This window comes from Butyrivibrio sp. LC3010 (assembly GCF_000424385.1).
Taxonomy (GTDB): Bacteria; Bacillota; Clostridia; order Lachnospirales; family Lachnospiraceae; genus Butyrivibrio.
Genome location: NZ_AUJU01000004.1, coordinates 1 through 20,656, shown reverse-complemented (window position 1 = coordinate 20,656; position 20,656 = coordinate 1). Strand labels below are relative to the sequence as shown.

19 protein-coding genes and 2 pseudogenes are annotated in these 20,656 nt (G+C 38.5%); all 21 read right to left on the bottom strand.

The window, feature by feature from the left end; all coding sequences use genetic code 11:
* Positions 1–56 precede the first annotated feature (56 nt).
* A complete protein-coding gene (locus G622_RS0104185; RefSeq protein ID WP_026509650.1) occupies positions 57–1,091 on the bottom strand; it encodes a right-handed parallel beta-helix repeat-containing protein in 1,035 nt (344 codons plus the stop codon).
* A gap of 13 nt (positions 1,092–1,104) precedes the next feature.
* Positions 1,105–2,193, bottom strand: coding sequence for a peptidylprolyl isomerase (locus G622_RS0104180; protein WP_049945670.1), 1,089 nt, complete (start codon positions 2,191–2,193; stop codon positions 1,105–1,107).
* Between the two features lie 26 nt (positions 2,194–2,219).
* Positions 2,220–3,623: an NAD(P)/FAD-dependent oxidoreductase gene (locus G622_RS0104175; protein WP_026509648.1), complete on the bottom strand. Its 1,404-nt coding sequence runs from the start codon at positions 3,621–3,623 to the stop codon at positions 2,220–2,222.
* 182 nt (positions 3,624–3,805) lie between these two features.
* Positions 3,806–4,246: an SCP2 sterol-binding domain-containing protein gene (locus tag G622_RS0104170; RefSeq protein WP_026509647.1), complete on the bottom strand. Its 441-nt coding sequence runs from the start codon at positions 4,244–4,246 to the stop codon at positions 3,806–3,808.
* 99 nt (positions 4,247–4,345) lie between these two features.
* Positions 4,346–6,340: a 2-isopropylmalate synthase gene (locus tag G622_RS0104165; RefSeq protein WP_026509646.1), complete on the bottom strand. Its 1,995-nt coding sequence runs from the start codon at positions 6,338–6,340 to the stop codon at positions 4,346–4,348.
* 200 nt (positions 6,341–6,540) lie between these two features.
* A complete protein-coding gene (locus G622_RS0104160; RefSeq protein WP_026509645.1) occupies positions 6,541–6,915 on the bottom strand; it encodes a desulfoferrodoxin family protein in 375 nt (124 codons plus the stop codon).
* 99 nt (positions 6,916–7,014) lie between these two features.
* Positions 7,015–7,578 (bottom strand): rubrerythrin, encoded by a 564-nt coding sequence (rbr, locus tag G622_RS0104155; RefSeq protein WP_026509644.1) that lies wholly within the window; start codon positions 7,576–7,578, stop codon positions 7,015–7,017.
* A gap of 248 nt (positions 7,579–7,826) precedes the next feature.
* Positions 7,827–9,470 carry a DUF4153 domain-containing protein gene (locus G622_RS0104150; protein WP_026509643.1) on the bottom strand — a complete coding sequence of 548 codons (1,644 nt, stop codon included), beginning with the start codon at positions 9,468–9,470 and terminating at the stop codon, positions 7,827–7,829.
* Positions 9,454–9,687 (bottom strand): helix-turn-helix domain-containing protein, encoded by a 234-nt coding sequence (locus tag G622_RS0104145; protein ID WP_026509642.1) that lies wholly within the window; start codon positions 9,685–9,687, stop codon positions 9,454–9,456. Before G622_RS0104145 ends, G622_RS0104150 begins: the two co-directional genes overlap by 17 nt.
* A gap of 20 nt (positions 9,688–9,707) precedes the next feature.
* Complete coding sequence (locus G622_RS0104140) at positions 9,708–10,184, bottom strand: DUF2975 domain-containing protein (RefSeq protein ID WP_026509641.1); 477 nt, start codon at positions 10,182–10,184, stop codon at positions 9,708–9,710.
* Between the two features lie 310 nt (positions 10,185–10,494).
* Complete coding sequence (locus tag G622_RS21540; protein ID WP_044913561.1) at positions 10,495–10,860, bottom strand: hypothetical protein; 366 nt, start codon at positions 10,858–10,860, stop codon at positions 10,495–10,497.
* A 138-nt stretch (positions 10,861–10,998) separates the two neighbouring features.
* A complete protein-coding gene (locus G622_RS21535; protein ID WP_049945669.1) occupies positions 10,999–11,769 on the bottom strand; it encodes a PHP domain-containing protein in 771 nt (256 codons plus the stop codon).
* 66 nt (positions 11,770–11,835) lie between these two features.
* Positions 11,836–12,498 carry a YkgJ family cysteine cluster protein gene (locus G622_RS0104125; RefSeq protein ID WP_026509640.1) on the bottom strand — a complete coding sequence of 221 codons (663 nt, stop codon included), beginning with the start codon at positions 12,496–12,498 and terminating at the stop codon, positions 11,836–11,838.
* A 136-nt stretch (positions 12,499–12,634) separates the two neighbouring features.
* Positions 12,635–13,222 (bottom strand): low molecular weight protein-tyrosine-phosphatase, encoded by a 588-nt coding sequence (locus G622_RS0104115; RefSeq protein ID WP_026509639.1) that lies wholly within the window; start codon positions 13,220–13,222, stop codon positions 12,635–12,637.
* A gap of 180 nt (positions 13,223–13,402) precedes the next feature.
* Positions 13,403–16,363, bottom strand: a complete 2,961-nt coding sequence (locus tag G622_RS0104110; RefSeq protein WP_026509638.1) for a TOTE conflict system archaeo-eukaryotic primase domain-containing protein — start codon at positions 16,361–16,363, stop codon at positions 13,403–13,405.
* 113 nt (positions 16,364–16,476) lie between these two features.
* On the bottom strand, positions 16,477–17,142 hold the full coding sequence (locus tag G622_RS21530; RefSeq protein ID WP_044957097.1) for a PBECR4 domain-containing protein: 666 nt from the start codon (positions 17,140–17,142) through the stop codon (positions 16,477–16,479).
* A gap of 582 nt (positions 17,143–17,724) precedes the next feature.
* A pseudogene (locus G622_RS0104100) lies at positions 17,725–17,922 on the bottom strand (tyrosine-type recombinase/integrase); the annotation flags it as partial.
* Positions 17,923–17,951: 29 nt separating this feature from the next.
* Positions 17,952–18,092 carry a hypothetical protein gene (locus tag G622_RS25670; protein WP_155831411.1) on the bottom strand — a complete coding sequence of 47 codons (141 nt, stop codon included), beginning with the start codon at positions 18,090–18,092 and terminating at the stop codon, positions 17,952–17,954.
* A 116-nt stretch (positions 18,093–18,208) separates the two neighbouring features.
* Entirely contained in the window at positions 18,209–19,783 is a 1,575-nt protein-coding gene (locus tag G622_RS21525) for an RNA-binding domain-containing protein (RefSeq protein WP_049945668.1), read from the bottom strand.
* Complete coding sequence (locus G622_RS0104085; RefSeq protein ID WP_026509636.1) at positions 19,773–19,982, bottom strand: hypothetical protein; 210 nt, start codon at positions 19,980–19,982, stop codon at positions 19,773–19,775. Before G622_RS0104085 ends, G622_RS21525 begins: the two co-directional genes overlap by 11 nt.
* A 92-nt stretch (positions 19,983–20,074) precedes the next feature.
* Positions 20,075–20,443 (bottom strand): annotated as a pseudogene (locus tag G622_RS21520) (site-specific integrase); the annotation flags it as partial.
* Between the last annotated feature and the right edge of the window lie 213 nt (positions 20,444–20,656).

Genomic DNA, 20,656 nt, shown 5'->3' with positions numbered 1-20,656 from the left:
GTTCCTGCCATTACTTATTGGCAGTGAACGCTCTTTTGTATTGGGCTAAAAGCTAATTAAAACTTGTAATTATTCTTGATTGTGCATTTCTTAAGCTTCGTATTCTTGTGATCATAGAAAGTGCCTTTTATTTTGCACTTATTAAATGTGACACTTTTCCCTGAATAGTTACCAACATCGCCCTTAAAGGTACATTTTGTTATCTTAACATTCTTGGCAACAACCTTATTATTACTCTGGTAATAAGGATTCAAAATATTGAGTGCAAAGAACTGTCCGTTTTTCTGATGGGCTTTCTTAGACTTCACAGTAGTATTCTTTATCTCGATTGCGGAGCATACAGCTTTCTTAGGAACATTCCCCTGATTGGTGTTTGGTTCAATAAGGATTCCGCACTGTGGTGAGGCCCCATTTGCGCCTGATATATTACATCCGTCAATTACCACGTGATCTGCATCTACTATTGCGATGTTATTTCTTCTATTATTTTTAACAACACAGTTAGTTACGGTAACATAGCTGCAGCCCGGATATGAACCATCACTTTGCACCGAACCAAGGTATATGCCATCACCCCAGTTATCAGAAACGGTAAGATTGGAAATCTGTACATTTTTACAATCCCTTACTCCAATGCCATGACCATCTGCTCCGTCTGACCCCTTGTGATTACTTCTGTCCCCGACTATACTTCCACCGGAAATCCTGAAATTATCACCCTTTACATCTATCGCACAAAACTCTCCCGCGCTTGTAGGTACAACCTTAAAGACAGTTGAATTGGTTAACTCAAAGCTAATATTAGGTTTGGTGACATTAACAGCAACTGCTGTTCCATGAAAATCTATAACATCGATGTCATAGGTTCCTGCACCAAATACTATTGTTCCTCCTCCGGCTTCACCAGCAGCATCAATAGTTCTATTGATAGCTTCGGTATCTCCCTTACCATCATTTGCCACAGCACCATAGTCTTCCGGTTTAAATTCTCCTGCAGCATTAACATCTGCATTCACCGGCACTGCAATACTAAATAACGGAGCTGCCACAGCAGCTGCAATAAATAAAAGTGATGTTCTTTTTAACCTCATAAGTAATCCTCCATCATTCACTAAAATGATTCTTGTACACCTCAAAAAAAGTTCTGGTATTTACATTTTCTTCATCTGTCACATGAATCTTCTTATAAAGATCTTCATTAAGAACTCGGGAAAGCGTAGATGCAAAGGCATCATACTTTTGTCCAAAAACCTCCCGCTTTTTCTCTTCTACTATTCTTACTTTGTTCGCCTCTGTTTCTTCCCTGTTAAAAGTACTGATACATTTGAGAATAACATAGGAATCTTCTGTTTCTATTATGCTGCTGACTTCACCGTTATCAAGATTAAACGCTGCATTTTCTATCTCTTTTTCAACATCACCTTTTCCGATGGAAACCGTACCTTCTTCAGCTTCATTGTACTGTTCCATCAACGTGCTGAACTCTGTGCCATCCCTTACCTGCCTTAAAATCTGAGCAGCTTTGTTTTTAACGGATTTTCTTTCATCATCATTAAACACAGTTTTTTCGCCTTTTGAATCCAGTTTCCATGTGTTCAAAACTATCTGCTCAACTGTTATGGTCCTGGCTTCATCATCGCTTATCTCCGGATTAATATCCTTTATGATATAATCATACAATTTGTCTGCAGTTGCATACTCTGTATACATAGCAGTTAGTGTTTCCTCGGTAATTCCTCCCATAGCCCTGATCTCATCATCATTAAGAGAAGCATAATACTCCGCGGCAGCTGATGCAGCATTTGAAGCTTCAGACTCCGTAAGAGTTATTTCTGATTCAGCAGCAAGAAGATTCATAGCCTTAACCTGCGCAATTGTAGAGAGGCACTTATCTTTGACATAATTCTCCATGTCATTCTCACCGATGTTCACATTCCATACTTCACTGCCAAAACCAGTCTCATAAGTATTCTGCGAATTGATCAGGTACACCATGTATTCAGATTTCATACAGGATAAGTCTTCAATCCTGAAAAGTTCGTTATCGGTAAAGCCGGTAGTAAACACAATCTTCGTATTACTTAAACCTGCACAACCGCTTAGAGGTCCCATCATGCAGGTAGCCAGGGTGATAACCAATGTGCTCCTCAGTATTTTTCTAATTATTCTGTTAACTGACTTTTTATCTCTCATGTGTTAGCTGCAATGTCACCTTTACATTATTTTCCTAATTTATCAAGAATGCTTCTGGCTACCTTAAGTCCATTAGCGCTGGCCTGTTGAAGTCCCCTGGTTATTCCGGCTCCGTCTCCTATTGCGCGAAGATGTCCTACACTGGTCTCAAAGTCCTTATTTACAATAACCTTGTTTGAATAGAATTTCACCTCTACACCATAAAGGAGTGTCTCCTCTGAGGCTATTCCAGGTGTAACCTTATCAAGCGCCTGAATCATCTCATCAAGGTCCACCATTATTCTATGAGGGAATACCAGCGAAAGGTCTCCCGGAACTGCATCCTTTAATGTAGGAATGAGGTTGTTTCTCGCAAGTCTCTCGTCTGTGGTTCTTCTGCCTCTTCTAAAATCGCCATAGGTCTGAACCAGTACTTTTCCATCGCAGAGCATATTTCCAAGCTCTGCTATTTTTCTGCCATATTCGATAGGTGACTTAAAAGGCTTGGTAAAGTTCTTTGAAACCAGAAGTGCGAAGTTGGTATTATCAGTCTTAAATTCCTTACCCTTATAGGCATGTCCGTTTACTACAGCAAGGCCGCCCTCATAATACTCTGTGGCAACTTCTCCGGACGGATTTGTACAGAAGGTCCTGACTTTGTCATCAAAGGTAGGTGTGTGATAGATAAGCTTTGCTTCATAGAGGTTCTCATTAAGGAACTGCATAACCTCATCTCTCACCTCGACTCTGACACCGACATCTACTGTTCCGGGTTTAGTCTCAATCCCAATCTTATCGCACTGGGAATGGAACCAGTCTGCGCCCTCTCTTCCGACAGCAGATACTATTTCCTTTGCTGTAACAGTATCCCCATCATGAGTTTTTACTCCGATGCAGATTCCATTCTCAACAAGAATCTCATCAACCATGGTATTAAAAACAAGCTCAACACCTTTTTCTTCAAGGTGTTCCTGAAGCTTTTTATATATTTTATAGCCTTCCTCGGTTCCAAGATGTCTGATTGGGCATTCTACAAGTTTGAGATTGGCATTTATCGCCTTTTTTCTGATCTCTCTTATTTCCTCAGCCTTGTCAACACCATAAACATTTTGGTCTGCACCGAATTTCAGATATATATTATCAGATTCTTTTATAAGAGCAGTTGCTTCATCATAACCAAGAATGTCGGGAAGTGTTCCACCAACATCAGGTGATAGTGAAAGCTTACCATCGGAAAATGCACCTGCTCCTGCAAAACCGGTAGTAATAGAGCATGGCTTACATCCCATACATTTTCCTGTGGTTCTTTTTGGACACTGTCTGTTTTCAATAGATCTGCCCTTCTCAATGATCATAATCTTTAAGTCCGGACGTTTCTCTATAAGTTCATATGCACAGAAAATTCCTCCGGGTCCTGCCCCAATTATTAATACATCAACGTTTTTTTCCATAAGTTCTCTCTTTCTATATTAAACTCCACCAGGCTCATAAACCAATTGCCAAGTGGACCTCTATGGCTCTCACTAAACCGGCGAAGTACCTCGCTAAGTGCTATGCTCAAATTTAAGATGGCTGCTACAGAAACTGTAGCAGCCATCTAGTCCGTTTGATCAAATTTAAAATATGTCAGCTATTATTTCTTTGTAGCTTTCTTTGCAGTAGTCTTCTTAGCTACTGTCTTCTTTGTTGCTGCCTTTTTAGGTGCTGCGGGCTTCTTTGCAGGCTCTTCCTTGGTCTCAACCTTAGCCTCTGCCTTCTTACCTGCTACCTTTAAAAGCTCTGCCTTTGCAAGGTCACCCTCTGCGTTGATCTTGCCTGCAAGATTAGCTGATACGAAATCTGTCTTACCTTCAAGAATGTCCAGCAGATCTGCAGCTGATGTGTAAACAAGAATGTCTCTGTCGAAATACTCGTAAGGCTCAACATTTATCTTTCCATCTGCGATTTCAACATAGAATGCGCCTTCGCCCTCGCCTGTTATATTGAACTGGTAAGCTGCGTGCTCCTTAACGTTGCTAACATCAGCATCCTTAAGTGCTTCTTTTACCTTTGCTACTACTTCTTCGTAAGTCATTTTTTCCTCCACTTCATAAAAAATTGATTCCCTAAACAAAACCTTAAATATTATAACACTAAAAACAGATTCATAGAATACCTCATCTGATTTTTTGCGCTATCTACTATTACTTCTGTATTGCACCGGAGTCATTCCGTATTTTTTCTTAAAGAGTCTGTTGAAGTGTTCAACATTCTGATAGCCTGCAGCTTCAGCAACTCTCTCAACCTTCATATTACCGTTTTTAAGAAGTATGCTCGCTTTTTTAAGCCTTATCTTCTTTACGTTTTCTCCAAAGGTCATTCCGGATTTTTCCTTGATATACTTTGAAAGATACGGCTTTGATAAATAAAACTCCTTGGAGAGATCATCCAATGTAACAGTCAGATAATTCTCCTGAATATAATTGAGGATTGCGCTTATTCTCTCATCCTTTGCATCGGTACTGGCCCTTACCGCATCCAACTGATTAACGGCAATTGTAAGCGCATTGATTGATGAACGAATGATATCTTCATCAATTCCTACACCCCAATACTTTTTACCATTGCTTGTAATTCCGACATAGGTAACAGCCTTTGAAGATGATCCGCGACTAAGTGCATGCTCCTCATAAACTGAAAGCTCATAGCTGATATTGAAATACTGCTTAAATGCATTGCTTACCGCATCAAGTCGGCCGTTTCCGTTAGCCTCTACTATATGCTCTTTTCCTGCATGAGAAAGAGTTACTTCAGCAAGTATTCCGCTAACCTGCTTAAAGTGACAATCCGCAACTCTGAATACGGAATCATTATGTACATACTTATCTTCAAATATCTGATAAATACGTCCGGGTGCAAGTTCAGCATGCTCCTTGTCAGAAATATCCTTGATAGTGTAGCTGATATCCGCCTGCATTTCTTTGGGAACCATCATGCCATAATTATTCTTAAGGATGTAGCTTACGCCACCTTTTCCGGACTGGGAATTAATTCTGATAACGTCACCATCATACTCTCTTCCAAGGTCCTTAGGATCGATTGGCAGATAAGGAACACTCCATATTCCCTTATCCTTCCCGGCTTCATGCCAGGAGAATCCCTTACTGATAGCATCCTGATGTGAGCCTGAAAATGCAGTAAATACGAGCTGTCCGGCGTAGGGCTGACGCTCAAATATTCTCATTCTGGTAAGACGCTCATAGGCTTCACCAATCTTATTGATATTGCTAAAGTCAAGTCCCGGATCAACACCATGTGAATACATGTTAAGAGCAAGCGTAACGATATCAACATTTCCGGTTCTCTCACCGTTACCAAAAAGTGTGCCCTCAATTCTGTCAGCGCCTGCAAGGCATCCAAGCTCAGCGTCGCTTATGCCTGATCCTCTATCGTTATGAGGATGAAGTGACAGTGTAACGGCATCACGATACTTAAGATTCTTGTGAATATATTCAACCTGGGTTGCAAATACATGAGGCATGGCAATCTCAACAGTTGTAGGTATATTTATTATTACCTTGTTATCCTTTTTCGGCTTCCATACATCAAGAACTGCATTGCAGACTTCAACCGCATAATCAACCTCAGTTCCCGGAAAGCTCTCCGGAGAATACTCAAAAGAAAAGTTGCCCTTTGTCTCTTTTGCAAGCTTATCAAGAAGCTTAGCTCCTTCGACTGCTATCTGCTTAACATCCTCTTTGTTCTTTTTGAAAACCTGCTCGCGCTGAGCAACAGATGTGGAATTATAGAGGTGGATGATTGCTCTGGGCGCGCCCTTTACAGCTTCAAATGTTCTTTTTATAATATGCTCTCTCGCCTGAGTAAGTACCTGCAAAGTCACATCCTCAGGAATCATATTTTTCTCGATAAGTGTTCTGGCAAATTCAAACTCTGTCTCAGACGCTGCCGGAAAACCGATTTCAATTTCTTTAAAGCCCAGTTCAACAAGCATTGTGAAAAATTCAAGTTTCTCATCAAGACTCATGGGCTCGATCAAGGCCTGGTTACCATCTCGAAGGTCAACGCTACACCAAATTGGCGGGTGATCCACATAATCTTTCTTCACCCAGTCATAAGAGACCTTGGGTGGCATGAAATATTGTCTCTGATATTTCTCGAAATTCTTCATAATGCTCCTCCTTGCTGTGTATTTAAGTATTTTCTGTCAAATCTATTTAATTGGTTTGCAAAATATGGAAAATCTTGCCAAGTGCTTTGCGCAAAATAAAAATCATCAATGAATATTGATGATTTTTATTTTAACACTTGTATTTAATTTTAGTAGTGATGAATTTAATCAGTTTTCTTGATTTATATTAATCACATGTTTTAAATATCTTTCTTCCAGAGGCCATGAAGATTGCAATACTCATAAGCTGCAACTGCTTTTTCTCCATCAGCAAGGATGAATTCTGCCACAGGCTTATCAGAAGGTGACAGATTCTTTTGCATAAATCCTTTATCCGTAACAAGCCAGATATACTGGATATAATGATTGTCCATCATAGGATGCTCTACTTCACCGACCTTAACTGTTACTTTGTTGCCATCTATTTCAACAACAGGTACATGTTTCTCATGAGCACCATCTGAAGTTCCGGGTGCCAGAGAAGTCATAGGATCACCACAGCATACAGGTGTACAAGCTGCATCATTGATCTTGATTACCATACTACCGCATTTTTCACATTTAAAAACGTTCATAGAAACCTCCTTTTATTATCTATAATAGATTCCTGATTTTTTCAGGAATTCAACATTCTACTGGACTCAATTATGCCTTGTCCGGTTATAAAGCTCCTTTTAATAGTTTTCAGCCTTAATCTGGAAATAAGCCTGAGGATGATTACATACAGGGCAAACCTCCGGCGCTGCAGGTCCAACTACAATGTGCCCACAGTTTCCACACTGCCAGATAGCATCACCATCTCTTGAGAAAACAAGCTTATCCTCAATATTCTTAAGAAGCTTTCTGTAACGCTCCTCATGTTCTTTCTCAATAGCAGCTACGCCCTCAAACAATTCAGCAATCTCATCAAAGCCTTCTTCTCTTGCGGTCTTGGCAAATGAGGGATACATTTCTTTCCACTCATAGGATTCACCCTCAGCAGCTTCCTTAAGATTCTCAATTGTGCTGCCGATTCCTGTCAGAATCTTGTACCATATTTCAGCATGTTCCTTTTCATTTGCAGCAGTCTCTGCAAAGATATTGGAAATCTGAACAAAGCCATCCTTCTTTGCCTTAGACGCAAAGAAAGTATACTTGTTTCTTGCCTCTGATTCACCGGCAAATGCTGCCTGCAGATTCTTCTCTGTCTGTGTTCCTTTCAGGTCCTCCGACCTGCATCTCCATTTGTTTTCAGCCATTTTCATATCTCCTTCCGGTAATTTTTCCGATAGTCTTTAGAACATCCTTAATGCTCAACCAAGCTTAAAAAGCCTCGTCAAGCAATCTGTTCTATGCAAAAATAATGCCTCAAATGTGTTTTGTGCAATTATTTTACGCAATTGCCATCTGCAATAATTCTAACACATCAAAGGCATTATATTTATTAGATTTTTATTAAAATTTATGTCGATTTTTCGTATTCAGTAATTGTTATTTATAGTTTCTTTCAATTTGATTTCATAGCTTTTTCAATAATCTTGCGAGCCCTGTACTCAGAGAAATTAAACTCCCTTATTGCATTAAATGAAAGCTTCCTATCCTTGACCAGTGAGTATTCATAATTGTTTGCCCTATAATTCATAAGAAGTTCTCTGTTATCAGCAAAAGCAGGCACGGCATCCATTGACAGATCATATGTAAGATAAGTCTGAATACTGTCCGTATTATATCTCTCTGATGATATTCTTTCACTATCGACAAACTGAAGATCATACTTTGCAATCTGATAGTCCGGACTTGAAAATACAAACGCGATGTACATTACGGTAACAGTAACCATGCACCATGAAAAAACCGGAAACTTCTCATATACCAGACTGACTAACAGATACGCAAGCCATAAAGAAATAACAACCAGAAACCAAAGTACAAACAGTCTCATGAATGTAAGATGATAAACGCTGATATACAAGATCATCCTATATGCACTTGATGCAATCATAATGTATGTGCACGCTCCCACTACCATGAGAAGAATTTTAAGCACTATATTTTCCTTGAAAAGTCTCTTGCACAATGTCACAAGAGCAAGATTCATTATACTCACAGCCAAAAGCTGGTAGAAGCCTTCATGCGCATATTGTGCATAGGTATAGCCTTTGGGCAAAGCCATTTTTCCCATAAAAAGACCCGCAATCTGAATCACACTAAAGAACAGATAGACAATGCTCAAAATACCTATAAATGTAATTCCCATCACAGGATTAAAGCCTGCTCTCTTATCTGCATCAACTTCTATTCCTTTTTTCTGAAGGCTTTTGATCACTGTATAAAAAAGCCATATTGACCATATTGCAGATAATGTAATACCCACTAAATCCAGGATGTAATCAAACTCTATGATAAAATCAAAAATGCTTCCGATTTTATTTGAGAATACTGCATCAGCAGAAGAAAGAAGCGGAATTACTATTGCCAGCAGAGGAATTGCAACACAAAGGCCTGCAAGTATTGCAAGAATAGTAGCCTTATTTTCACTGCTAAGTTTGTTTCCGCGACTTTTTACCCAGCCCACAAAGTCGTTAACAGGATCGATGATGTTTATCAGAGGCTTACATGCAGTTATCACTATTGCGATGAACCATCCGACTATATCCCATCCCTTTGTATCAACATACATATAGATCACAAAGCTGAACATGAGCAGATTTATTGCCAATCCGTCAAGCCATAAAAGTTCGGTATTTGTAGTCATGCACTTAGAAACTGAAAGCAGCATTAACGAAATAATGTAAAATAAATTCAGAGCACTTTTACCATTTTTACTTTTAAAAATCGATAATCCATCCCTGCGTCTGGCCCATGCTATAAGTGCCAGCGTTCCTGCCATATAAATCGAATAGGTAATGCCTGACTGATTGCTATAGAGACAAAACACTCGCATTGCTGCATATATCAAGGCTATCAGTCCGTATTTAGCAAAGGATTCCGCATCAGGTGCATATGCATTTTTATTTACAGTTGTCATGTTGCCGTAATGATATGTAGGCCCGTTCCCTTGTGCAACAGGGCTGACCGCAAGATTGGAATTATTGTAACAGCTATTGTTATTCTCGTTATTCCCCACAACTTCATTAATTTGATTTTCCATGGTTTTCCTCCTCATCAGGTACATATTCCAGTATGTCACCTGGCTGACAGTCCAGCTCTCTGCATATTGCTTCCAATGTCTGGAATCTTACAGCCTTTGCTTTGTTATTTTTTAATATTGATAAATTGGCCAGAGTAATATCAACTTTTCCTGCAAGCTCGGTAAGCCCGATTTTCCTCTTTGCCATCATTACATCCAAATTAACTACAATTGCCATTTCTTCCCCCCGGCCCGATTTCAGATTGTGAGATCATTTTCCTCTTTATAACTCACAGCCCTGTCAAATACCTTTGCCAGTACTTTACTCAAAACTCCGGCAAAGAGAAAAACGCCCGCTATAATGATTGCCGCAAATGTGAAGTAAACAAAACACCTAAAAATCTTGATTGCCGCAATGGCAAAAGCATAGTAAGCCATACGATTCAGACTTGTAACATTTTCCTGAACAAAACAATCATCCGAAATAACGGTTTTCATCATTTTCCGAAGTTCATATAAAATCAAAAGTGCAAATGCCCCTACAAGCATTATCGAAATCACCGCAAATAAAAAATGATCATTTATTGCTGCATACTCAGAAGTCTCCCCATTCAGTTTTATAGTCTGCTCCACTGCCTTCCTAAGTCCTATGGGCACTGTCACCTCTATAAAGATTCCTATAATAATACTTAAATCCAGAAACCTCTTAAACCAAACATTTAATCTGTTAGCCATTTTGATGTCTCTCCCTTTGTGTCGTTGAATGCCATAGCTACGAACTAATTTTGTTATATCATGGCCACTATTGAGTGTCAATAACTTTTTATCGTTTTTCGATAAATCGCTATAGTGTTTAATATGATAAAAAAAGGACTACGATCCAAGTGAGAATCGTAATCCTTTCCTAATTCAGTTTAATATTTCAGTACTGTAAAGAAACTAACCATTCAATTATTTAACTGTAGACTTTTTGTTAACCTGCATCTTAATTTTCTGACGGAGTTTTTATTACATATACCTTTATAGACGAAAAAATAAAGTTATCTTAATTATTCTCAGAAGCGTCTTCTGCAGTTTCATCAGTATCTGTTGTCTCTGATGCAGCTTCTGCTGCTGTATCATCTGTAGTCTCTGAAGCAGCTTCTTCTGTTGTTTCAGTATCTCCTGCCGTTGCATTAACATCTTCAGCAGTATCAGAAGTAGGAACTACATCCTCAGAAATCTCAGTATCAGCAACCTGTTCAGCCTGATGATTTGAAGCATACACTCTCCAACCTGCAAAACCACAAACAGCAACTAAGACCAAAACTGAAACGCCTTTTGCTATTTTCATATTTCTCTTGTGCTTTGCAAGTCTGGCCTTTCTGCCCTTCTTTTCCTTCTTGTAAGCATCAACTTTTTCCTGACTCATATCATTCTCCTCCCAAACGAATAATAACTATATTGCCTGAGAATATTATACTACCCATACAATAATCTCAAAACAATTTTTATGATATCAGCAAAATGTGAATTTTTAATGTAAATTATATTTTTATATTTCCGGTCTTTAATGCCAGATCACAGGAAGAGTTTCGTTCTGTGAAATCTGAGTAAGAGACTTGGAATTCCTGACCTCTATAAATACACTGTCTTGTGACTTTGGATCTACTTTGAACACCGGTGTTCCGTCTCCTCTCATAAAAGCAGCCACATATTCCTCAATTGATGATATTTTGTAAGGAAAACTCATGCCTCCCATCGTTATCACTGATAATGCATGTATGTCAGATCCTGCTGCCATTCTGAGGTTTTGATCCAATGCATATTGATATCCAAGGGCATTCTGCCAATCAGGATTCCCCGAATTATATACTTCTGCTCCATCGCTTGCAGAGGGCGTCAGGTGAATTTCTGACAAATATCCTCGTTCTCTGTAGGGATGAGCCTGAATCATTATTCCGCCATATTGATGCACAAGCTCATAAACCTCAGATCTCGATTTTTCCAATAAATCAGGATTGTCCACAAGCCACTTTTTATCCACCCCGTAAAGAAGGAATTCATCACCCTGAAAATTATACTCAATTCCAAACATAACCGTGAGTTCAGTTCCCTCTGCCGCCTTAAGTGCTTTCTCATATCCCTGACAATATCTCTCTACTCTCTCCTCCCATGAGAGCTCTTTGGGAATGCAACTGTTTCCGTTAAAAAAGTGATCAGTCACGATAAAGCCACTATAACCACATTTGATCATATACTCGATGTAATCTTCAGGAGCCGTCGAAGAGCAGGCACTCCCTTCTCTTGTGTGTAAATGTGTTTCATAAACGTAGTTCATCTCTTATGCCATATCCTTCATTTATAGTCGTGTAAAATTCATTGTTTTTCTTAAAAAAGCAGAACCCTATAACCCTATTCGCGCTAGTCTGTCGTAAAACTGGGGATAAAAATCCGCATTAACATCATAATCCATTGCATAAAAAGTACGGAGAAGTCCCATATTTACCGCTTTTAACTGATCTTCTCCCATCTCACCGGTTCTCTCAGAAATACCTTTTATAAAATAATGCCAGGTATCTACATATTTTTCATACTGAGCAAAATTCGGTGTTCCGATCCATTTCTTAATCTTGATTTTTGCCTGTCTCTCCTTTTGACATTCATCAACTTGAAGAAAATACTTATGAGTTTCATTTTCATAAATGCGTCCCAAAGGGAAAAGCCTGCAGAATCCCGGGCGAAATGCATGAATACTACATCTTCCCTCATCATTCAAAAAATTACAGGCCTCATTTTCACCACAGGCACTCCCCGTCATTTTAAGACATGGCAAAATTATACCGTCAACAACTCTCAGATCAATGCTATCTTTCTGCAATTCTTCAAATTTCTTCGACAGCCCCTTTTCCATACTAAAAACATCGTATGGATCAAGGACAACAGTATCTCCCATGCCACAACAGCAGGCATGACAGCCACTGCAATCACCGACGCCAAGTTTTGCCAGATCACCGGCTTCATATTTTCTGCCGTCTGATATGCTGTCCAATTCAACATCTCTTATCATAAACCTAAAACTCCAATATAAGTCATTATTATCTTCACAAAAAATCCAATATCAGACTTTTTATCATCCTCGCGGAAAGTCATCAAACATCTGACCTTTATCATCCTCATGGTAAACCATCAAACATCAGGTCTTGTCATCCTCGCGGAAAGTCATCAAATATCAAGCCTCTGTCGCCATCATCATAATCCTCTTCATCAAAATCCAAACTCTCACTAAGAATCTTTGAATATTCCGGATCTGTCACAATTTTTCTAAAGAGACCATGACATCCTTCTGAGCAGTCATCCCACGTATCATCGAAATTACCAGTGTACCATGGATCAGCTACATCACCATTTCTCCCTGCAAATTCCAGCATCTTATAAACTTTGTTCTCAGGATCTCCGCCAAAGAGCCTCTCCAGATTGCGGATATTTGCACTATCCATACCGATGATAAAATCAAACCTATCATAGTCAGTCCTACTTGTAAGCCTTGCACGTTTCATACTTACCCCAAGCTCATTCTCAGGTGTTCCGATTCCATGCTCTTTAAGCTTTTCCCTAGCCGGTGGATACACAGGACTTCCCTGCCCATTCCATATCTCATCAGTATGTGTTGCTGACGACTCAATATGAAATTCTTCTTCCAAACCTTGTTTTCTAACAATATCCTTCATTATAAATTCTGCCATTGTAGAACGGCAAATATTGCCGTGGCAGACGAATAGTATTTTTATCATGTATTATTACTCCTGAATATTCCGAGACGTGCCGGATATTTTTTTCGATGCCTATCTGTCGTCGCAATAGGACTATGATAGCACAGATTTATGAATAATATGAAATATGGAGTCAAGAAGGAATAGTTAAAGCTTCCTGCCTATATTTCCATATCCTTAAGTTACTACAGGCATTTTTTATCATCTCTTACCAACGAGAACTTGCTCAGTAATTTCTAGCAATTCAGCAGCTGCCTGCTCGTTTTCTACACGAATAAGATTGTCATAAAAATCAGCTTTTCCTAATAGATTCATTCCGCCATGCCACACAAGCTTTTTATCTATCACAGCATAATGCTCACAATCGTTGTCAGTGGTTCTGACAATAATTCCGCTTCGCCTCATCTCATCTATAAGGATATGTATGTCAATTGCATCACCATACCCAACCATATCAGGGCTACTTGTTATGACCGTCACTGCAACACCTGATTCCTGACGATGTTTTATTAGAGAAATCATTCTTTCAACTTTCATTCTGCTTATATTAGGACTTGAAATGATGATTTCTTTATTTGCTTCAATCATATCCTTTTCAAATATTTCCATATAGTCACGGCTATCATAAATAGCATTGGCTACTTGCTTGGTTACTATCGGTTCGGAAATAATCTGATATCCCATCTTTTTATATGATTTGAGTCTGCTTTTGTATTGCTTGTCAAAAAAGCTTATATGTGTATCAACATAGTCATAAACGATAACATCCTTTTTGCCATCATAGGATCTGTTTAGTCTGCCGACATATTGTGTCAGCCTGCCTTCAAATTTGATAGGTGCAGCTAGCAGGAGAGTGTCCAATCTCGGGAAATTAAATCCTTCACCTATCTTTTGGCCTGTAGCTATAAGAATAAGAGACTTATCTTTAGGAATGGAAATCATTTTTTCTTTTATTTCCTGATTCTGTTTAGCACTTTGCCCTCCATAAATCAGGAAAACATGATCCGCCTTACCTTGTAATAAGGAATACAGTGTTTCGGCATGCTTTTTTAGTTTGGTTAAGATTACTGGTGTGCGCTGATTCTGAATGCATTGTTCTGCATCAGAAATTATTTGTTCATTCCTGACACTACTTTCTGCAATAAGACTATCGGCGTTATATATCTCCAGTTTTTCACCGGAAATATTGACGATACGAGTAAATCTGGGATAAACATATCTATCAAGTCCCCATGCATCAGCTTGTTCTTTTACAGAATATCTATGCCTTATGGGGCCTAAGAGCATATATACAATATCATCCAGATGGTCGCTCCTCTCAGGTGTAGCTGAAAGGCCATATACATATTTAGCACGTATTCTGCTCATTAATGCTTGACCTTGTTTTGAACCTACATGATGGCATTCATCACATAGAACCATTCCGTAGTTATCTATATTTTCAAAGAATTGCCCTTTATGATAGGCTGAGCCAATCATTGCAAAATCAATTATTCCTGTCGTTTTATCAACTCCTGACATAAGCGTTCCAAACACACTGTCACGCATTTTTTCACGTCCCGTTTTAGTTTTATATACAGGAGGCATTTCATCTATAGTTAAAAATCTCTTAAATTCATCTATCCACTGCGGGAGAAGCTCTGTGTTTTCAAGCAATATGAGAGTATTAACCTTACGCTTTGCTATGAGATAGGCAGCCAATACCGTTTTGCCAAAAGCAGGCGGAGCACACAAAATGCCATTCTCATACTTCTCAAGTTGCATTGATGCTAACTGTTGCTGCTCCCTAAGTTCACCTCTAAAATCTACTCTGATGGGTCTTCCGTAGGAACGCTTATCATTTATGTCAACTGAGATATTTGCTTCATTGCATTTTGATATGATTTTTTCTAACAATCCAATGGGCACTTTTATATATCCTTCAGTTTCTTTCCACATGGATATAGTACTTAAATTGTAGTAATTTGAATGCCCTATACGCTTATTCTTGGCAAATTCAGGATTATCTATTGTTGCCATACCTTTAATCTGATTTTGGATGGGAGGCAACAGATTAAGTGCATCCACATAAGTACCATCATCTAATACTATGTGTAATTCACCTCCTATAACATTTTGGGCAAAGAAACGTTCATCCTTTTTCCAAGGACGTATTTGCCCATTATCTTTAGCATATTTAGTTACAGGTATAAGGGACATCTGCTCCTTGTTCCACTCTTGTAAATAAGAAGAGACTTCTTCTAATGAAATTTTCTTCATGGATCTTAGCTTTTCCCACTGATCGGGATATGCATTCCAAGATTCATCAATAAATGCGCTATTACCTCTGAGTAACGCACGACCCTGAAGAGGTAGTGCGACAAGATTTCCTAGTTTACTCAAAACATCCTGGGAAGGATACATACGGTCATAGTACTTAAAAGAGGGGAGATTGATATAAGAAGCACCTCTATCTAATAGGGCAAATCCAAAGCTACGCGCTAAAGCTGCTGGAATTGCAGTTTTAAAGAATATCCATATATGAGCACCTTTTCCAGAGCGTGATCTTTCAGTTAGTGCATCAATATTGGCAAGTTTGCAAATATGACGAAGCGCATCGACTTCGCTTTTCCATAAATCGTCTGTATTAGCATCGTCGTTTTTATAAGCGTCCTTTTCATGATTATCGAAGTCAAAGACCAGAAAACGGCATGTGTTATTGGGAAATAACGGATATACACCTATAACATCCGTACAATCATCTCTCTGACCTTTTAGATGATTAAGAATCTTCCATGGAACCAGTTCATCCCACTCCTTATATATACAATCCTCATCACAGAATTTTTTCTTGTCGGCTTTTTTAGGGCAAGAGGGATTATTCCACCATGCTTTGCAACGAGGGAAATATCCGCCCACTTTGCCACGCACTGCGTAAACATCTGTACGTCCCCAGAAATAGCTATAGAATTCTTTGGCCATATCAAGATCAGGTGTGGTATGAATAATTCTACCTGCCTGATCATCATCGTATTCATCGGAAATGTCGACAGTATCGATTACATTATCTGCACTGTAGGAAATGTTATTTTCATCTAATAGCTTTTTGAGATTTGAATTTTCATCCTGAAGATTTCTTATTATATTTCTCAAAGAATTAAGGTCATGTTCTGTCGGACGCATAATTATTCCTTTCAAAATGAAAAAAGAACCCGATGCATCAGGTTCTTCCAAGTGTAATCCGAAGATAGCCACTACGATTCATATAATTATAATAGCAGATAACCCCACATGTTTCAGCACTTTTTTGGCATATAATTCTCTAGTGAAATTTTATCAGAAACTTCCGTGGGAAATTTTATTGTACCTAAATTTAGCCCCTTAGCTACATGTCGTATTTTGGAATATACTTTATTATCTCCATAATCACGTTCAAATATAGCAAGTACTTGGGACGGAGCATTTGTTAATGTTTTAATGTCTTTTTTTAATGCTGATACAGGTACATATTCATGTATTTTCTCGTCCATTCTGAGACCTAAGCATAAATTTACACCACCTACCACTTTTTCTACGTATAGATATGGTTGGTTATTGTTGCTATCACCAACTATTTTGGTTATAGATGTAAATTTGGTTATTGCTGGAAGAGCTTCAAGCTTAAGCTGAGTGGTTCCATCCATTCGCATTACTATTTCATCACAGCTAAGCTTTTTCTCAACACATTTTTTATAAAAGAATTCTGAATGATGATCAAGAAGTTTGCCAGCCTCATCAATCATATTAAGACCTGTTAAATGCTGATAGTTTCTTGCGAGAAAAACAACTTCTATGTGCTTAATCATATTTGTATCTTTGTCTCTATAGATAATGATAAACTGCTTATCCTCAAGAGATGATTTATAACTTGACGCGCAATTTATAGCAATTCTTCTAGCTTCATCTATAGTATATCCGCTCATATAAGCTCCTAAAAAATCTTTACATTTTAAAAGAGAGTGGTCACACCATTGTGTGACTCGCTCTCTTTAATGGCTAATTTTAGTGTTGTCTGCCAACTGCTATAAAGCAAAGTACAGGTTTTAGTGTTGCCTGCCAACTATCGATTGCATCATCAATCGACAAGTGTTTCAGATTATAGTGTTAGCCTCACTTAAGAAAGCACGCTTTCTTAAATAAAATATACCTTTTATAAACAATAAAATCAATGCGTAATATATCCAAAAATAATTGAATTTTTAGTTACGTTTTATACAACAGTCGGGAGTTCACCATCAAAAGTTGTAAACGAGGTGTAAATCAGATATCCATCTACCCGGAAATGGCTTATTTATGCCACTTTTAGAAGCGGGTACATATATTGCCGTGGCAGATGAAAAGCACTTTTATCATTATTTCTCATATCCTCTCATAAGGCCTCATATCCCACTATTACTGGGCTTTCGACCACTATTCATAATCACCGTAAAGTCTCATAATCTACCATAAAATCCCATAGAATTTTGGAAAAAGGGGTCTGCTGGGGGTACGTTTTTGATACAAATTTAAATCACAGATACCCTCTTCATCTCCGCCTCTGCATCCTCGAATTTCACATGCGTATATGTATTCAATGTAACGCTGATGTCCGAATGTCCCATGATATACTGCAGGCTCTTTGGATTCATACCGGTCTTAGCCATCTTGGAACAGAACGTGTGTCTGCACACATGAGAAGTCACCTTAGGCATTTCTAATATATAAATCTTTTCTTAATCCAGATGGAGTAATTTCATATAAGTGTTTCAGATATTTCATCTATATTCTCAGCGATATTAAAATTCTTGGTCCATTTTTCAACATTTGCTTCGATGTTGTCCTGGCTTTGTAGAAGATAATTCAGGAACAAACTATTCATTGTTTTCTTTACCATAAACACCACGCCCTTCACTCATCATGCTTCACAACATCAGAGAGCATTCCTTTCCTCCATTTTCGATCAAACAGCTACTAAACAACAGAATTTCACCATATAACCTTTTCTATTACTTATACAGAAAACTTATATTTCCCTTTTCCCATTCCTTCTACCGGAACAATGATCTTCAGTTCATCCTCCATCCTTTTCAAATAGGACGTTGCTGTCACTTCCGAACATCCCAGAATTTCGACTACTCGAGAATTCCCAAAAACCTCTGTCCCGATTTCCTCATATAACTTCAATACGTTTTGTTTTATTTTATTTGTATACCCCGAATCCAAGATTTTCTGCTTGAAATCTTTGGTTTCAGTCTCAATCCAAACTTTTTTCTTTGGTTTGGAGCCATTTTTTATTTCATAGTATTCTTCATTTACAGGTATAACCACAGAAGTAACGTTGTCATTTACATCGAAAGTCTTATAAAAAAGATCCGGAGATCCATTTTCCCGCATTGATCTTTTGGCTTCCCCGATACCTGTTCCGAAAGATTCTATAATGCCTAATGCTTTAAACATATCCCTGATTTCAGGATTTTCCGTGTCTCGTTCGTTAAAGAACGTTCTCTCATTCAGATCACTTATACGTATAGGCGGTAACGGCTTGTTATAATTCACAATGTTTATCTGTTTTTCAGACACATATATTTGGATTGGCTTACCATTTTCATAGTTGTTATGAACAATGGCATTTGCAAGCAATTCTTCCAGTGCAATAAACGTGAAGTTCTCAATTTTACGATTATCTGAGTTGCCATCATCACGTATAACCAATTCATTTAAGAAATTGTTATTGATGTACTCTAACGCAGCATAATACTGTTTCCAAACTGCACCTTTCAATACTTTGGATTCCATCTTTCTTTTTGTGCCAAACATATCAACAATAAGTTCCGTATATGCATATGGAATACGATCTTCCGGATGCTCGGAAAACATGAGTACAGCATAGTTTTTCACGCGTCGATCCGCAGGATCATTTTTATCAAGCAAGTCCAAAGCCTTGGCCAGCTCTTTCTTATCCATTCCATCACTAATCTGTCTTGAGCTTGTCTTGGAAAAATATTCTCTGAGTAAATCAGCGCTTAAATCATCAATCGATGCCCCGGAGCTTACAATCGAGCTATAATGAAAATTGGAAAACTTTCGCAGCAGATCATATTCTTCGTCTACTCTCGCAAGACGGGTGTCAGCTTCAATTCTCACATATCTTCCCGGCTTAAGACTAATCTTTTTGTCTTTTTCAGCTTTTTCAACCACCATGAAAGGACCTCCGGTCTGGCGCTTTACAATAATAAGCAAATAACTGATTCCATCCATATCATTTGCTACTACTTCAAACGCAACATTGGGATATAAAAAGGAACGCAGTGCATTAATGCTATTTTTACATTTTTCCAGTCTCCCTTCAGCAATCCCCTTAATCGGGAGCACAGGGATAGCTTTCTGTTCTTCATTGTTTTCCTCTTCTACACCTATAAAAATATATTGAATATCATTGTTGTAATAGTTATTTCCATACGCGCAGATGGTTTTTAATATTTTATCCAGCTGTTGCTCTGATGCCTTGTATTCTATATACGAGCATTCTGCTGTTTTGTTCTTAAGTATTTCATTTGCCTGTTTTTTTATCTGTCTATAATCCATAGTTTTGTCCTCCGAATCCAAAGAAATTGTATCCCAAACCAAAGTTTTCGTCAATCAATCCAAAGAAAAAACACCCTGCATTATGCAAAGTGCTTTCATCATTCATCGGGTAGTTCACCTCAAAAGGTGTAAACGGGGTGTAAAACAGATACCACTCTGCCCACAAATGGCTTATTTTCGCCATTCTTCGCTTTGGCATTAAATCCTGCCGTGGCAGACGAATAGAATTCTTATCATCCCTGTATTCTCCTAACTTTCAGCGCAACCATGGGCATATCATTCTTGTCAAACCAGCTGGAAATCGAACGGATTCTTTCTTATCAGGTCATCTACAAAAGCCATTTGAAACGCTGGGCGAAGAACACCTCTTATGGAATGTATAGAACTATATCCCCGTCCATTCCTCTGAAGATCAATCAGAAATTTCTTGGCGTCGGACTGCTTTACCTTATCTATACGAAGTTTGCCGAATTTCTCTTCCTTGAGAATGTTTATAACGAATTTGTAGTTTGCCATGGTGTTATGACGCACGCCCGTTTTCAGAGATATGTATTTTTCAACCAGATCCAATACTGTAATATTCCCACCGTTAGGTACTAAGCCAGAGAAGATATCATACTCAAGCTGTTTTTCTTTCTCACGAAGGGAAACTGTAGATTGGCAATTAAAAAACATCTGATGCAAGAATCAAACTCAAATCGCTGTACCCTGTCCTTTAAGGCAGGGAGCGACTTTGATTAATTGTCAATGTGTCAGTACACTAGTGGGCGCGGGCGAAGGCCGCTGCGCTCCGAGACAAAAGCATTATAAAACGTGAATGGTAACTTTAATTCTTGTGCAGTGTAATACATGGGTATGAAATCATGCTATAAT

Coding starts and splice junctions, on each gene's coding strand:
- G622_RS0104170 (WP_026509647.1), bottom strand. CDS start 4,246: ATGACTTACGAAGAAGTAGTAGCAAAGGTAAAAGAAGCACTTAAGGAT.
- G622_RS0104140 (WP_026509641.1), bottom strand. CDS start 10,184: ATGGCTAACAGATTAAATGTTTGGTTTAAGAGGTTTCTGGATTTAAGT.
- G622_RS21525 (WP_049945668.1), bottom strand. CDS start 19,783: ATGGATTATAGACAGATAAAAAAACAGGCAAATGAAATACTTAAGAAC.
- G622_RS25670 (WP_155831411.1), bottom strand. CDS start 18,092: ATGGTAAAGAAAACAATGAATAGTTTGTTCCTGAATTATCTTCTACAA.
- G622_RS0104175 (WP_026509648.1), bottom strand. CDS start 3,623: ATGGAAAAAAACGTTGATGTATTAATAATTGGGGCAGGACCCGGAGGA.
- G622_RS0104160 (WP_026509645.1), bottom strand. CDS start 6,915: ATGAACGTTTTTAAATGTGAAAAATGCGGTAGTATGGTAATCAAGATC.
- G622_RS21540 (WP_044913561.1), bottom strand. CDS start 10,860: ATGAGTCAGGAAAAAGTTGATGCTTACAAGAAGGAAAAGAAGGGCAGA.
- G622_RS0104185 (WP_026509650.1), bottom strand. CDS start 1,091: ATGAGGTTAAAAAGAACATCACTTTTATTTATTGCAGCTGCTGTGGCA.
- G622_RS0104145 (WP_026509642.1), bottom strand. CDS start 9,687: ATGGCAATTGTAGTTAATTTGGATGTAATGATGGCAAAGAGGAAAATC.
- G622_RS21535 (WP_049945669.1), bottom strand. CDS start 11,769: ATGAACTACGTTTATGAAACACATTTACACACAAGAGAAGGGAGTGCC.
- G622_RS0104115 (WP_026509639.1), bottom strand. CDS start 13,222: ATGATAAAAATACTATTCGTCTGCCACGGCAATATTTGCCGTTCTACA.
- G622_RS21530 (WP_044957097.1), bottom strand. CDS start 17,142: ATGAGCGGATATACTATAGATGAAGCTAGAAGAATTGCTATAAATTGC.
- G622_RS0104110 (WP_026509638.1), bottom strand. CDS start 16,363: ATGCGTCCGACAGAACATGACCTTAATTCTTTGAGAAATATAATAAGA.
- rbr (WP_026509644.1), bottom strand. CDS start 7,578: ATGGCTGAAAACAAATGGAGATGCAGGTCGGAGGACCTGAAAGGAACA.
- G622_RS0104165 (WP_026509646.1), bottom strand. CDS start 6,340: ATGAAGAATTTCGAGAAATATCAGAGACAATATTTCATGCCACCCAAG.
- G622_RS0104085 (WP_026509636.1), bottom strand. CDS start 19,982: ATGCCAAAGCGAAGAATGGCGAAAATAAGCCATTTGTGGGCAGAGTGG.
- G622_RS0104180 (WP_049945670.1), bottom strand. CDS start 2,193: ATGAGAGATAAAAAGTCAGTTAACAGAATAATTAGAAAAATACTGAGG.
- G622_RS0104125 (WP_026509640.1), bottom strand. CDS start 12,498: ATGATAAGAGATGTTGAATTGGACAGCATATCAGACGGCAGAAAATAT.
- G622_RS0104150 (WP_026509643.1), bottom strand. CDS start 9,470: ATGGAAAATCAAATTAATGAAGTTGTGGGGAATAACGAGAATAACAAT.